This is a genomic window from Arthrobacter sp. HY1533, from assembly GCF_027568515.1.
Classification (GTDB): domain Bacteria; phylum Actinomycetota; class Actinomycetes; order Actinomycetales; family Micrococcaceae; genus Specibacter.
In genome coordinates, this window is sequence record NZ_JANKZF010000011.1 from 31,060 (window position 1) to 43,978 (window position 12,919).

Here is a 12,919-nt window from a genome sequence, read left to right on the forward strand (position 1 = left end):
TCACGGGGTCAGCCCTTGGGGCGGTTGTCGTAGATGCGCCTCAGTTTTCCGTTGGACCGCTCCAAGGTGCCTGGCGCAACGACGTCGACGGTGCACGAGGAGCCGATGTGGACCTTGACGTGGGACTTCAGGGTTGCGGCCGCGGCCGTGCGTTCCTCCGACGTGGTGTTTTCCCGCGGCTCGATGTGGATGGTCATCTCATCCATCCGGCCCGTGCGGGTCAACTCCAGCTGGAAGTGGGAGCTCAGGGCCGGGATACGCAGGGCAATTTCCTCGATCTGGGACGGGAACAAGTTCACCCCGCGCAGAATGATCATGTCGTCGCTGCGGCCGGTGATCCGGGCCATCCGGCGCATGGAGGGCCGTGCCGTGCCGGGCAGCAGCCTGGACAGGTCCTTGGTGCGGTACCGGATGATGGGCAGCGCTTCCTTGCTCAGTGAGGTGAACACCAGCTCGCCCTCCTCGCCGTCGGGCAGCACGGTTGAATGGTCAAAGGGGTCGATGATTTCCGGGCGGAAATGGTCCTCCCAGATGTGGTTTCCGTCCTTGGTTTCCACGCATTCACCGGCCACGCCGGGGCCCATGACCTCGGACAGGCCGTAGATGTCGCAGGCCTGCAGGTCAAGGCCAGCCTCGAGTTCGTGGCGCATCTCCTCGGTCCACGGCTCGGCCCCGCAGACGGCAATTTTGAGCGATGTGCTGCGGGGGTCAATGCCGCGGTGGAGCATGGCGTCCATGATGGTCAGCAGGTATGTGGGGGTGCACATGATGGCGTCCGGCTCGAAGTCGGTGATGAGCTGGATCTGCTTTTCCGTCTGCCCGCCGGACATGGGGATGACTGTGGTGCCCAGCGCCTCGGCGCCGTAGTGTGCGCCCAGACCGCCGGTGAACAGGCCGTAGCCGTAGGCGTTGTGGACCAACATGCCTGGGCGGACACCCGAGGCGCGCATGGAGCGGGCCACCAGCGAAGCCCACACCTTGATGTCGTTGGCCGTGTACCCCACCACGGTGGGCCGGCCCGTGGTCCCGGAACTGGCATGGATGCGCACCACCTCGCTCTGCGGCACGGCGAACATGCCGAAGGGGTATTCCTGGCGCAGGTCTTCCTTGGTGGTGTACGGGAACTTGGCAAGGTCGGCCAGCTCCCGCAGATCGGAGGGGTGGACGCCGGCCTCATCGAATTTGCGCTTGTACAGGGGCACGCGGCCATAGGCGTAGGCCAGGGTGTTCTGCAGCCGGTCCAGCTGCAGCGCCTCGAGTTCGTCCCGGCCCATCAATTCCGCTGCATCCAGCTTTGACGGGTCGCTTGCGGCTGAGTCAGTCATCGGTGGCGGACCTTTCAGGGCTGTGCTTGTTGGGGATGGTCCGGCTTCGCCCGCGGAATTCGGCGATCACGGTGCCGCCGCCGTCGTCGGCGAGTATTTGGACGTCGTACAGGCCGCTGCGTCCCTGCTGTTGGCGCCGGTTGGCAATGGCGGTGATGCGCTGGCCTGCGCGGCTCGGGGCCAGGAAATTGACGTCGACGCCGGATGCAACAGTGACAGTGCTGCCGTCACCATCGGCGGGGTTGCAGGCCAGTGCGAAGGCCGAGTCGGCAAAGGCAAAGATCATGCCGCCGTGCGTGATGCCGAAGCCGTTCATCATTTCCGGGCGCAGGGTCATGGCGATGGTAGCGTGCCCGTCCGCGACGCGCAGCACCTCAATGCCGAGCCACTCGGAGGCATGGTCGTTTGCAAGCAACGGATGGTCGGTGCCCGGTCCGCTTGAGCCCATGTGGTGCCCCTTACTTTTCTTACCGAATGTTCATTAGGTAATACCCTTTCGCGGGGCCTGTCAATCCACGCCTTTGGGACGGGCCGATTGATTGACGGCGTCGTGGCTGCGCTATATTCTGAACGAACGGTCGGTAATTAAATTGGGCCGCAGGCGGCATTTCGGGAGAGGCCATGGAACAGGATTCGCAGTCCGCGCAGGACACTGCAGGGCAGGAGAACTTTGATGCAATCATCGCCAAGGATTCCCGGATTGAGCCGCGTGACTGGATGCCGGACGCCTACCGCCGCTCCCTGGTGCGGCAAATCTCCCAGCACGCGCATTCGGAGATCATCGGCATGCAGCCCGAGGCCAACTGGATCACCCGGGCGCCGAGCCTGAAGCGCAAGTCGATCCTCATGGCCAAGGTGCAGGACGAGGCTGGCCATGGCTTGTATCTGTATTCGGCCGCCGAGACTCTGGGCACCCCGCGAGACGAGATGATGGATGCGCTGGTTGCCGGCAAGGCCCGTTATTCCTCCATCTTCAACTACCCCGCCGTCACCTGGGCGGATATGGGCGCCATCGGCTGGATGGTGGACGGTGCCGCCATCTGCAACCAGGTTCCCCTGTGCCGTGCCTCCTACGGCCCCTACGGCAGGGCCATGGTCCGGGTTTGCAAGGAGGAATCCTTCCACCAGCGACAGGGATTTGAGATCCTGCTGGAACTGGCCAACGGAACCCCGGAACAGCGCGCCATGGCCCAGGACGCGGTGAACCGCTGGTACGCCCCGTCCTTGATGATGTTCGGGCCGCCGGACGACGATTCCCCGAACTCCAAGCAGTCCATGGCCTGGAACATCAAGCGCTTCAGCAACGACGAACTTCGCAACCGCTTTGTGGGCATGCTGGTGGAGCAGGTCAAGGTGCTGGGCCTGACATTGCCCGATGACCAGATCGGCTTCAATGCGGAAACCGGCAAGTGGGAGCACGGCCCGCTGGACTGGGAAGAGTTCAAGGAAGTTTTGGTCGGCCGTGGCCCCTGCAATGCCCAGCGCCTGGAACGCCGCCGCTCCGCCCATGAGGAAGGCGCCTGGGTCCGTGAGGCCGCCGCGGCCTACGCGGACAAGCAGGCCGCCAAGCACGCACAGAAAGACGCTGCCTAGCCATGAATGCCCAAGAATCCGCAGAAAGTTCGACGCCGGCTGCCGGAGAAATTGCCCACCGGTGGCCACTGTGGGAGGTGTTTGTGCGCTCCAACCGCGGCCTGAGCCACGTCCACGCCGGATCGCTTCACGCGCCCGATGCATCCATGGCCCTGCGCAACGCCCGCGACCTGTACACCCGGCGCAACGAGGGCGTGTCCATCTGGGTGGTCCCGGCCGACGCCATTGCCGCCTCCGACCCCGATTCCAAGGGGTCCTTCTTCGAATCGCCGCAGGGCAAGGACTACCGGCACGCCACGTATTACACGAAGAGCGAAGGGGTGAAACACCTGTGACACAGTCCCTAGGCGACGCATCTGCCTCCGCCACCCGCATCACGCCCGGCAACGCCCTGCGCCCCGAGGACATAGCGCTCGCCGCCCGGCAGGGAGCCGAGCAGCCAAGCGAGGACGTTGCGGAATATGCGCTGCGCCTGGGCGATGATGCCCTGATCCTGGCGCAGCGCCTGGGCCACTGGATTTCCCGCGCCCCCGAGCTGGAGGAAGACGTGGCGCTAGGCAACATCGCCCTTGACCAGCTGGGGCATGCCCGCTCCTTCCTGACGTACGCGGGAAGCGCTTGGGGCAAGAGCGAGGACGATCTTGCCTACTTCCGCCGCGAACCGGAATTCCGTTCAGCCCACCTTTTTGAACAGCCCAACGGCGACTTTGCCGCCACCATTGCCCGGCAGTTCATCGCGGCCAACTACCAGTTCCCTCTCTACCGGGAGCTGACCCACTCAGGTGACCCCATGCTGGCAGCCATCGCCGCCAAGGCCGTCAAGGAAGTGGACTACCACCTGGACCACAGCACGCAATGGGTGCTGCGCCTGGCCGGCGGCACCGATGAATCCCGGCGGCGCATGATCCACGGGCTGAACTTGATGTGGCCATTCAGCGGTGAACTGTTCCAGGACGACGCGCTGACCGAGCGGCTCGGCGCTGCCGCCGTGCTGCCCTCCAGCCTGCGCGCGGAGTTTGACCGGTCCACCGCGGAGGTCCTGGCCGAGGCGGAACTGGACGTCCCTCCGCTGCCCATGGCAACCGGCGGTGGGCGGCTCGGGCGCCATTCCGAGCACCTGGGCTACCTGCTGGCCGAGATGCAGGTGCTCGCGCGCGAATTTCCCGGAGCCAGCTGGTGAGCGCCGTGGACACGAAGGACCTGACAGCGCAGCAAGCGGCCTGGGACATTGCCGCCAGCGTCTGCGACCCCGAGATCCCGGTCCTCACCATTGCGGACCTTGGCATCCTGCGCGCCGTCGAAGTTGACGACGCCGGCGGGCCGGGTGCCACAGCCGGCAAGCCTGCCGTGCGGGTCACCATCACCCCCACCTACTCGGGTTGCCCGGCCATGGAAGCCATCCGGGACGACCTCGCCGCCGCATTTGCCGCCGCGGGCCACCAACACATCAGCGTTGAAACAGTGCTGGCCCCGGCCTGGACCACCGACTGGATGACGGAGGCGGGCAGGGCCAAACTGCAGGAGTACGGGATCGCTGCGCCCAGCGGGCACTCCGGCGCCGGCGGCCACAGCGGCCGTGTGCGGCTGGCGCTGGCGGTCCAGTGCCCGCAATGCCGGTCCCTGAACACCAGGGAGATCACCCGCTTTGGCTCCACCTCCTGCAAGGCGCTGTACGTCTGCCAGGACTGCAAGGAACCCTTCGACTACTTCAAGGTGCTCTGATGAGCGTCCCCGCCGACGCCGCAGCCCGCCGCCGCGCCGCCTTCCACCAACTGGCCGTTTCGCAGGTCCACCGGCTCACGGAGGACGCCATCGAGGTCACCTTCGCCGTTCCCGCGGAACTAGCCGGCCACTACGACTACCTGCCCGGGCAGTACGTAGCTTTGCGCCTGCAGATGCCGGACGATTCCGGTGTGCTGCGCGAGGTGCGCCGCAGCTACTCCATCTGCGCCGCCCCGGTCTCTTTCGCCGACGGCAGCTCCGAGATCCGGGTGGCCATCAAACGCGACCTTGGCGGCCAATTCTCCACCTGGGCCAACGCCGAACTGGCAGCCGGCGCCACGATGGATGTCATGAGTCCCATGGGGGCCTTCATCTCCAAGCACGGCGCCGTGTCAAACGTGCTCACCGGCATGAACCACCCCGAAGACCTGGTCCGCGCGGCCGGCACGTTCGTGGCCATCGCCGCCGGCTCCGGCATCACCCCTGTCATCGCCCTGGCCCGCACGCTGCTGGCCGCCAACGCCGACACCCGCTTTGACGTCATCTACGCCAACAAGGCCTCAATGGACGTGATGTTCCTGGAGGAACTGGCCGACCTCAAGGACAAGTACCCGGCCAGGCTGGCCCTGCACCACGTGCTTTCCCGGGAACAACGCATCGCCCCGCTCATGAGCGGACGGCTCGACGCCGACAAGCTGGAGGCACTGCTGGGCACCGCCATCCACAGCGACGACGTGGACGAATGGTTCCTGTGCGGGCCCTTCGAACTCGTCCAGCTGTGCCGCGACGTGCTGGCGTCCCGCGGCGTCCCCCGGGACCGCATCCGCTTCGAACTGTTCACCACGGGAACCCCCAACCGCCCCGAAGGCCACACGGGGCGCCGCGTCATCGTGGACGAATCGGAGGAGAACTACAAGATCACCTTCACCCTGGACGGGCTCAAGGCCGACATCCTCAGCCCCACCCACGCCCGCGAATCCATCCTCAACGCCGCCCTGCGCGTGCGCCCCGACGTCCCCTTCGCCTGCGCAGGCGGCGTCTGCGGCACCTGCCGCGCCAGGTTGATTTCGGGAAGCGTCACCATGGAGGAAAACTACGCACTCGAGCCCGAAGAGCTCGACGCCGGCTACGTCCTCACCTGCCAATCCCACCCCACCACGCCCGAGGTCACCGTTGACTACGACGGATAGCGCATCGGTGGTCTCGCTGGTCTCGGTGGTCGAGCTTGTCGAGACCCGGCGGCGGCCCGGCATTTTTCCGGCGACTATCCGACGCGTCGGCCGCGGGCGGCCTTTGGCGTCTCCTTTACGTCGCCTACAAAAAATGCCGGCTCCGCCGCCTTGCCTGCGTCTCACCCCTGAGGAGTCACAATGATTGAGTTTTCCGTAGGTGACGGCGTGGCCGAGATTGTGCTCTATGCACCGCACAAGCTCAACGTGCTGGATGAAGCCGGGCTCGCGGAGCTCTCCGCCGTCTACGACGAGGCCGGTGCTGCCGTCTCCGCGGGCACTGTCCGGGCGCTGCTCATCCGCGGTGAGGGGCGGGCGTTTTGTGCCGGCCGCGACATTGCCGGGGTGGACGGGGCCAATGACGACGCCCGCGGCTACCTCGAGGAATTGCTGACGCCGCTGCTGCAGAAAATGGCGGCCTTCCCGGCTCCCACCTTTGCCGCAGCCCAGGGCGCCTGCCTCGGCGTGGGGCTGGGCCTGCTCATCGCCACGGACGTGGTCTATGTTGCGGAAAACGCCAAGTTTGGCTCGCCGTTCGGCAACCTCGGCGCCACCCTGGACTCCGGCGGGCACTGGCTTTTCACCGAAACCCTCGGCGCCCACCGCACCCTGGACCTTATTTACAGCTCGGAGCTGATCAGTGGCGCCGACGCCGTGGCCGCCGGGCTGTTCAGTCGCGCCCTGCCCGCGGAGGAACTCCTGGACTTCACCCGCGCCGCGGCAGCCAAGGCCGCAGCCGGCCCCACCCAGGCCTTCATCGCCAGCAAGACGCTCGTGGCTGCGATCCGCAGGGAAAGGCTGGGACTGTGGGACGCCGTCGTGCTTGAAAATGAGGCGCAGGTGGCGCTGTCCGCAACGGCCGACTACGCCGAGGGCTTTGCTGCCTTCACGGCCAAGCGGAAGCCCGGATTCACCGGCAAGTAGCCCCTATTTCCGGCCCGTGAAGTTTTCCATGGACTTGTAGACGCCGAACACGCGCCCGGCCACCACATCCCAGACCGGGAGGGGCAGGATGCCGCGCAGCGCCTTGCTCAGCTGCACGGTCCAGGGCATCAGGAGCATGGGTGTGCCCTCCTTCATTGCCCGCCATACCCGCTCGGTTACCGCCTCGGGCTCCAGGAGCGGGGTCAGCAGCGGACCGCGGGCGCCCTCAAACATGCCGGTCTTGATGTACGACGGGCAGAAAGTGGTGACCTTGATGTGGCGGTGGCCGGCCTGCTCCAGTTCAAGGCGCAGGGAATCGCTCCAGCCCACCACGGCCCACTTGGAGGAGGAGTAGATGCTCATGCGCGGGTTGGACAGCAGCCCCGCGGCCGAGGCCACGTTCACGATCCGGCTGGTGCGGCCGCCGCTGATCATGGCGGGCAGGAACTCGCGCGTGATGTGCATCAGGGCCAGGGTGTTGATGGCCATGGTGGCGGCAATGTCGGTGCGCTGGTCGTGCTCCCAGAAGTACTTGCCGCGCACAATCCCGGCGTTGTTGATCAGGATGTCCGGGGTGCCCACCTCGCTGCGCACCCACTGCGCCGCTTCCTCGATGGCCTCGAGGCTGCTGACGTCCACCACCTGGCTGTGGATTTCCGAGCCCCGGCCGCGCAGTTCGGCGGCGGCCTCCTCAAGCGCCTGGGCATTCACGTCCCAGAGGATGACGTGCGCGGCGTGGTCGCGCACGGCCAGCTGGGCGTACATCTTGCCCATTCCCATGGCGGCACCCGTGATCAGGACGGTGGCGTTGGCAAGGGATTCTATGGTGCCGGTCATGAGTGTTCCTTGGTGTTGGAGGGGATGAGCTTGCCCGGGTTCATGATGCCGGCCGGGTCCAGTGTGTGCTTGATGCCGGCCAGGACCTTGGTGCCCAAGTCCCCAATTTCGGCGCCCAGGTACGGTGCGTGGTCGGTGCCAACAGCGTGGTGGTGGGTGATGGTGGCGCCCGCGGCAACAATGGCCCGCGAGGCGGCGTCCTTGACCCGGGCGTTCTGTGCCAGGCCGTCCTTCTCCAGCCCCGACAGGAACGTGAAGTAGAGGGAGGCGCCGTCGGAGTAGACGTGTGAGATGTGCGTCTGGACGTAGGCTCCGGCACCGTTTTCGGCCAGGGCATCGAGGATGGCATGGCGGACGCTCCGGTACGTGTCCTCGATGCGGCCCCACGTGGCGGCCGTTTCCAGCGTCTCCACGTAGACGCCGCGCGTCAACAGCTCATCGCGCAGGTAGGGGCCGCTGAACCGCCCGTGCTCCCACGATTTTCCGGGCAGCGGACCCAGCGGGATGCCCCCGGCCCGGCGCAGGATCCGGGCGCTGCGGCGCCTGCGGGCCCGGATGGCCCGGCTGTCGCCCTCCCACACAAACAGGGCAAGGGCCGGTGTGCCCTGTCCGCGCACACCGAGGTAGCGCTGGAGGGCGCCGGTTTTCCAGCCGCCCAGCTTGAAGGTCGACGCCGTCTCGTCCGTGTCGCTCAAGCGGCACACATGCGGCATATCGCCCCGTGCGCCGTCGTGCCTGAGCCTGCGCATGGCCTGTGCCCCGGCCTCGAAGGACGGGAAGGACCATGCTCCGTAGGCCTTGTCCGCGGGGGCGGGGGTCACCTTCACGGTGGCGCTCGTGATGACTCCCAGTGTTCCCTCGCTGCCCACCACAACGTCCAACAGCTTGGGGCCGGCCGCGGTGCCCGGGGCAGGGGAGCCGGCGTCGAACGGGCCGGCCGGAGTCTCGAGGTGGACCGCCTTCACCAGATCGTCGGAGCGGCCGTAGCCGGTGGAGGCCTGGCCGGCGGAGCGGGTTGCCACGTAGCCGCCCAGCGTTGCCTCCTGGTGGCTCTGTGGAAAATGGCCCAGGGTCAGTCCGTGAGGGGCCAGTGCGGCCTCGATTGCGGGGCCTCGGATGCCGGCCTCGAAAGTTGCCGTGCGGGACAGCGGGTCCAGCAGCAGCAGCCGGTCCATGCGCCGCATGTCCAGGGTGACCACCCCGTCAAAGGTTCCGCGCAGCGGCTCCACGCCACCCACCACGGAGGTTCCGCCGCCAAAGGCCACCACGGCCAGGTTGTGGCGGACGCACAGGGCCAGGATCTGGCCCACCTCGTCGCTGCTGCCGGGGAAAACCACGGCGTCGGGTGCGTCGAGCGCGTCCCCGCCGCGGCGGCGCATGAGGTCCGGGGTGCTCTTGCCGCCGGCATGCAGAATGCGTTCGGTGTCCCCGGTGGAGACATGCTCCGTGCCCGTGATGGCGCCCAGTTCCGCCAGCACCTCCGCGGCCAGGGATGCCGGGCCAACACGGACGTCTGCGAGCGCCACGGGGGGATGGGCGGCCTCCACGCTGGCCAGGCGAAGCGTGCGCTGCAGGAAGGCCAGGGCGCCGGGGCTCAGCGGCTTGGCCCGCGCCGGGTCTCCCCAGCCGTGCCAGACGGACCGGGAAATTTCTTCTGTGAGATGGGTCACCATGAGATACAGTGTGACACATGACGTCACAACGTACCAGCCCGCAGGTTGATGAAACGCTGCTCGCCGCCATCAGGGACTCCGTGGTGCTCCACGGCGTCCGGCGCACCACGGCCAACGACATCGCCGAGCGGGCCGGCATGTCCCGCATGACGTTTTACCGCCGCATGGGATCGGTGGAGAACGCAGTCCTGGCAGCCCTGACCCAGGAGTTCCGTTCCTACACAGCCAGCGTGCACCAAGGCAGCCCGGCCGGCACGGGCCGCCAGCAGCTGGTCCACTTCGCCGTGGAAAGCGTGCGGGTGTTCGCCACCTCGGAACTGCTGGCCTCCATCGCCGAACGCGACCCGGAGTTCCTCATCCCCTATGTGACCGACAGGTTCGGGGCCAGCCAGCAGCTGATCCTGGATGATCTGCACACCATGCTTGACGCCGGGATTGCCGACGGCAGCATCGAGGCGGGCAACGGCACGCCCACCGCCCTGCTGCTTGCCGTACAGGGCGTGGCCTTGTCATCGCGGGTCCTGCTGAAAATGGGCACCTTCGATGACACGCTCACGGAACTGGGCAAGATGCTGGAACGCTACCTCACGCCGTCGAGCCCGAAGGCCACGGTGCTCGCATGACCCCGGACGCCCCCAACCGCAGCTGGATCAATGACGCAAGCCGCCGGCGTTCGCTGGAGCATGTAGCCGGGCATACCGTGGACGTGGCCGTGGTGGGCGGCGGAATCACGGGGGCCGGCGTGGCCCTCGACGCGGCGAGCCGGGGCCTGAGCGTGGCCCTGCTGGAGAGCCGCGACCTGGCGTCCGGAACCAGCGGCTACAGTTCCAAGCTGGTCCACGGCGGTCTGCGCTACCTGGCCAAGATGGACTTCGCCGTGGCCTGGGAATCGGCCGTGGAGCGGCGCTGGCTCATGGACAGGATCGCCCCCCACCTGGTCCACCCCCTGGGCTTTGTCATTCCGGACGCCCGCAGCGCCCCCGCCTGGGAAGGGCTGGTGGCCGGGTTCGGCGTGGTGGTCTACGACGCACTGCGCAGGCTCTCCGGGCTTCGCAGCACGGTGCTGCCCCGTCCCCAGCTGCTCTCCAGCCAGGCCGTGGCGGCACTCGCCCCCGCGCTGGATGCCTCCGGACTGCGCCGCGGCTACCTGTACTGGGACGGGCAGGCCGTGGACGACGCGCGGTTGGTCCTGGGCGTGGCCCGCACCGCCGCCAGCCACGGCGCACACATCCTGCGCGACGTTCAGGCCACGGCCCTGACGGCCGAATCAGTGGAAGCCGTGGACCGGCGGACCGGGGAGCCCGTGCACATCAGGGCCCGGACCGTGGTCAACGCAACGGGCGTGTGGGCCGCCGACTTCGACCCCCAGTTGAGGGTCACCCCCAGCCGCGGCACACACCTCGTGGTGCGGGCCAGTCGGATGGGCAATCCCCACGCCGCGCACACCGTCGCCGTGCCTGGCCACTTTGGCAGGTACGTGTTTGTGCTGCCCCAGCCCGGCGGTGTCGTCTACATTGGGCTGACGGACGAGGAGGACCACGCAGCCGACGGCCACCGCCCCGGCGTCCCGGAGCACGACGTCGACTTCCTCCTGGACATTGTCAACACCACCCTGTCAGTGCCCCTGGCCCGCGAAGACGTGGTGGGCTCCTTTGCCGGGCTGCGGCCCCTGGTCGAGGCTGCACACGGCGACGGCCCCGACGGGACAGCCGACATTTCCCGCAGGCACCTCATCCGGGACACCCCGGGTGCGCCCATCACGGTGGTTGGCGGAAAAATGACCACCTACCGGCGCATGGCCCAGGACGCTGTGGATGCAGCCGTGGCCCGGCTGGGCGTTGAGGCGCCGTGCCGCACCAGGACCCTGGCGCTCGTGGGCGCCGCGACCGCTGCAGGGCTCGGTGGGATTGCGGCGCCGGACCGCCTCGTGGCCAAGTACGGCACGGAGGCTGCGGCAGTCCAGCAACTCGGGCGCCAGGACCCCTCCCTGGCCGAACCCCTCTTTGAAGGAACGGACATCACGGGCGCTGAACTGCTGTTTGCAGTGCTCGCGGAGGGGGCCAACACCGTGGAGGACCTGCTGGAACGCCGCACCCGGCTGGCCTTTGTGCCTGCCGACGCCCGGCAGGCCCGCGGCCCCGCCGGCGCCATCCTGGCGCTCGCAGCAACGTGGGCCCCGGGAAAGGGGGCGCAGCGGTGACGGCCCCCGGCGCGGGAGCACGGCACGGCGGCCCGGCCCCATCCGGCGGCGCGGCCCTGCTGCTGGTCAATCCGACCTCCGGCCGCGGCCGCGGGCTGCGGCTGCTGCCACGGACGGCCGAGGCATTGCGCTCCGCCGGATACCGCCTCGAGGTGTCCACCACCGAAAGCCTGGCCGACGCCACGGAGCAGGCGCGCCGGGCGCCGGCCGGAACCCTCGTGGCAGTCCTGGGTGGTGACGGCTTCCTGGGCGCCGCCGCAACAGGGGCGGGCGAGTCGGGCGCCGTCGTGCTCCCCCTGGCCGGTGGACGAGGCAACGACACTGTGCGCCGGCTGGGACTGGCCCTTGACCCGGTCAAGGCCGTCCAGTCCATTGACCGCCTGGCCGTGCGCGAAATTGACCTGGGCCTGGCCAACGGACGTCCTTACCTGGGCGTGGCCAACGTGGGCTTCGACGGCCTCGCCAACGAATACGGCAACAATGCGCGCCTGAACCTGGGCCCGTTCGTGTACCTGTACGGCGGCATCAAGGCCTTCCTTGAGTGGAAGGACGTGACCTTCACGGTGTCCGTGGACGGCCGGGAAACCACCTTTCCGGGGTGGTTTGTGGCCGTGGGCAATGTGGGCCAGTACGGGGGAGGGCTGCGGATCTGCCCGCAGGCCGCGGCCGACGACGGATTGCTGGACGTGGTGTCGCTGGGCCGGGCCACGGTGCTCGGGGTGGCGGCCACGTTCCTGCGCTCCTACAGGGGCGGCCACCTGGGCCAGGCCAACATCAGCTTTGCCAGGGGCAGCGCCGTCACCATCAGTGCCAGCAAGCCGCTGAACCTCTATGCCGACGGGGAAAGGGTGGCTGCCCTGCCCGCCCGGATGGAAATCGCCCCCCGGGCCGTGCGGGTCCTTGTCCCTGCGGGGTCGGCCGCCCTTTCCTGAGCCGCCTCAGCGGGTGTCCAGGTCCTCAAAGATCAAGAATGTCTGGGTGTCCAGCACGCCTGGCATGGACTGCAGCGTATCGAAGATGACCCGGCGCAGGCCCACGTTGTCCTCGGCCCGCACCAGCAGGATGACGTCGAAGTCGCCGCCCACCAGGGCAATGTGCGCCACCTCCGGAATGGCGCGCAGCTCCTCACGCAGCTCCCGCCACGAATGCTGGCTGACCTTCAGGGTGACGTAGGCGCTGGACTTCAGCCCGGCCTTGACCGGATCCACGAGCGCCGTGAACTTGGTCAGGACGCCGGACTCCGTGAGACGGGATATCCGTGAATACGCGTGGGCGCGGGAGATGTGGACCTCGGCGGCCACGGCGCTGACGGACATGCGCCCGTCCCGGACCAGTTCGGCAATGATGCGCCTGTCCACCTCGTCCAGCGGCACGGCAGCCTGCTCTTCCATGGGACTCCTTGTGCGGCTGTGCGGA

General features: G+C 67.8%; 14 protein-coding genes. 9 read left to right on the top strand and 5 right to left on the bottom strand.

The features are described from left to right. Positions 1 to 8: 8 nt before the first annotated feature. Both paaK and paaI read right to left on the bottom strand, forming a co-directional pair. A complete protein-coding gene (gene paaK / locus PCK14_RS10260; RefSeq protein WP_269938394.1) occupies positions 9 to 1,325 on the bottom strand; it encodes a phenylacetate--CoA ligase PaaK in 1,317 nt (438 codons plus the stop codon). Next, the gene (paaI, locus tag PCK14_RS10265; protein WP_269938395.1) at positions 1,318 to 1,773 is read right to left on the bottom strand and encodes a hydroxyphenylacetyl-CoA thioesterase PaaI; all 456 of its coding nucleotides are present in this window, start codon (positions 1,771 to 1,773) and stop codon (positions 1,318 to 1,320) included. Before paaI ends, paaK begins: the two co-directional genes overlap by 8 nt. Positions 1,774 to 1,946: 173 nt before the next feature. On the opposite strand from paaI, the gene paaA reads away from it, so the two are divergent. The 6 genes from paaA (at position 1,947) to PCK14_RS10295 (ending at position 6,793) form a co-directional block, all read left to right on the top strand. Then, on the top strand, positions 1,947 to 2,918 hold the full coding sequence (gene paaA / locus PCK14_RS10270) for a 1,2-phenylacetyl-CoA epoxidase subunit PaaA (RefSeq protein ID WP_269938396.1): 972 nt from the start codon (positions 1,947 to 1,949) through the stop codon (positions 2,916 to 2,918). A 2-nt stretch (positions 2,919 to 2,920) separates the two neighbouring features. Then, positions 2,921 to 3,253 carry a 1,2-phenylacetyl-CoA epoxidase subunit PaaB gene (paaB, locus tag PCK14_RS10275; protein ID WP_269938397.1) on the top strand — a complete coding sequence of 111 codons (333 nt, stop codon included), beginning with the start codon at positions 2,921 to 2,923 and terminating at the stop codon, positions 3,251 to 3,253. After that, the gene (gene paaC / locus PCK14_RS10280) at positions 3,250 to 4,098 is read left to right on the top strand and encodes a 1,2-phenylacetyl-CoA epoxidase subunit PaaC (protein ID WP_269938398.1); all 849 of its coding nucleotides are present in this window, start codon (positions 3,250 to 3,252) and stop codon (positions 4,096 to 4,098) included. Before paaB ends, paaC begins: the two co-directional genes overlap by 4 nt. Further along, positions 4,095 to 4,640 (top strand): 1,2-phenylacetyl-CoA epoxidase subunit PaaD, encoded by a 546-nt coding sequence (paaD, locus tag PCK14_RS10285; protein ID WP_269938399.1) that lies wholly within the window; start codon positions 4,095 to 4,097, stop codon positions 4,638 to 4,640. The genes paaC and paaD overlap by 4 nt, the downstream gene beginning before the upstream one ends. After that, positions 4,640 to 5,830, top strand: a complete 1,191-nt coding sequence (paaE, locus tag PCK14_RS10290; RefSeq protein ID WP_269938400.1) for a 1,2-phenylacetyl-CoA epoxidase subunit PaaE — start codon at positions 4,640 to 4,642, stop codon at positions 5,828 to 5,830. The genes paaD and paaE overlap by 1 nt, the downstream gene beginning before the upstream one ends. Positions 5,831 to 6,010: 180 nt before the next feature. Further along, entirely contained in the window at positions 6,011 to 6,793 is a 783-nt protein-coding gene (locus PCK14_RS10295; RefSeq protein ID WP_269938401.1) for an enoyl-CoA hydratase/isomerase family protein, read from the top strand. A gap of 3 nt (positions 6,794 to 6,796) precedes the next feature. Here the strand turns inward: PCK14_RS10295 and PCK14_RS10300 are convergent, their stop codons facing one another. Further along, the gene (locus PCK14_RS10300; RefSeq protein WP_269938402.1) at positions 6,797 to 7,630 is read right to left on the bottom strand and encodes an SDR family oxidoreductase; all 834 of its coding nucleotides are present in this window, start codon (positions 7,628 to 7,630) and stop codon (positions 6,797 to 6,799) included. Next, positions 7,627 to 9,303, bottom strand: a complete 1,677-nt coding sequence (locus tag PCK14_RS10305; RefSeq protein ID WP_269938403.1) for an FAD-binding oxidoreductase — start codon at positions 9,301 to 9,303, stop codon at positions 7,627 to 7,629. The genes PCK14_RS10300 and PCK14_RS10305 overlap by 4 nt, the downstream gene beginning before the upstream one ends. A gap of 17 nt (positions 9,304 to 9,320) precedes the next feature. Between PCK14_RS10305 and PCK14_RS10310 the strand changes: the two genes are divergently transcribed. The 3 genes from PCK14_RS10310 to PCK14_RS10320 are packed head-to-tail and all read left to right on the top strand — an operon-like array spanning position 9,321 to position 12,435. Next, the gene (locus PCK14_RS10310) at positions 9,321 to 9,926 is read left to right on the top strand and encodes a TetR/AcrR family transcriptional regulator (protein ID WP_269938404.1); all 606 of its coding nucleotides are present in this window, start codon (positions 9,321 to 9,323) and stop codon (positions 9,924 to 9,926) included. Beyond that, complete coding sequence (locus PCK14_RS10315) at positions 9,923 to 11,503, top strand: glycerol-3-phosphate dehydrogenase/oxidase (RefSeq protein WP_269938405.1); 1,581 nt, start codon at positions 9,923 to 9,925, stop codon at positions 11,501 to 11,503. The genes PCK14_RS10310 and PCK14_RS10315 overlap by 4 nt, the downstream gene beginning before the upstream one ends. Next, entirely contained in the window at positions 11,500 to 12,435 is a 936-nt protein-coding gene (locus PCK14_RS10320) for a diacylglycerol/lipid kinase family protein (RefSeq protein ID WP_269938406.1), read from the top strand. Before PCK14_RS10315 ends, PCK14_RS10320 begins: the two co-directional genes overlap by 4 nt. 6 nt (positions 12,436 to 12,441) lie before the next feature. Here the strand turns inward: PCK14_RS10320 and PCK14_RS10325 are convergent, their stop codons facing one another. Further along, on the bottom strand, positions 12,442 to 12,894 hold the full coding sequence (locus tag PCK14_RS10325; protein ID WP_269938407.1) for an Lrp/AsnC family transcriptional regulator: 453 nt from the start codon (positions 12,892 to 12,894) through the stop codon (positions 12,442 to 12,444). Positions 12,895 to 12,919 lie beyond the last annotated feature (25 nt).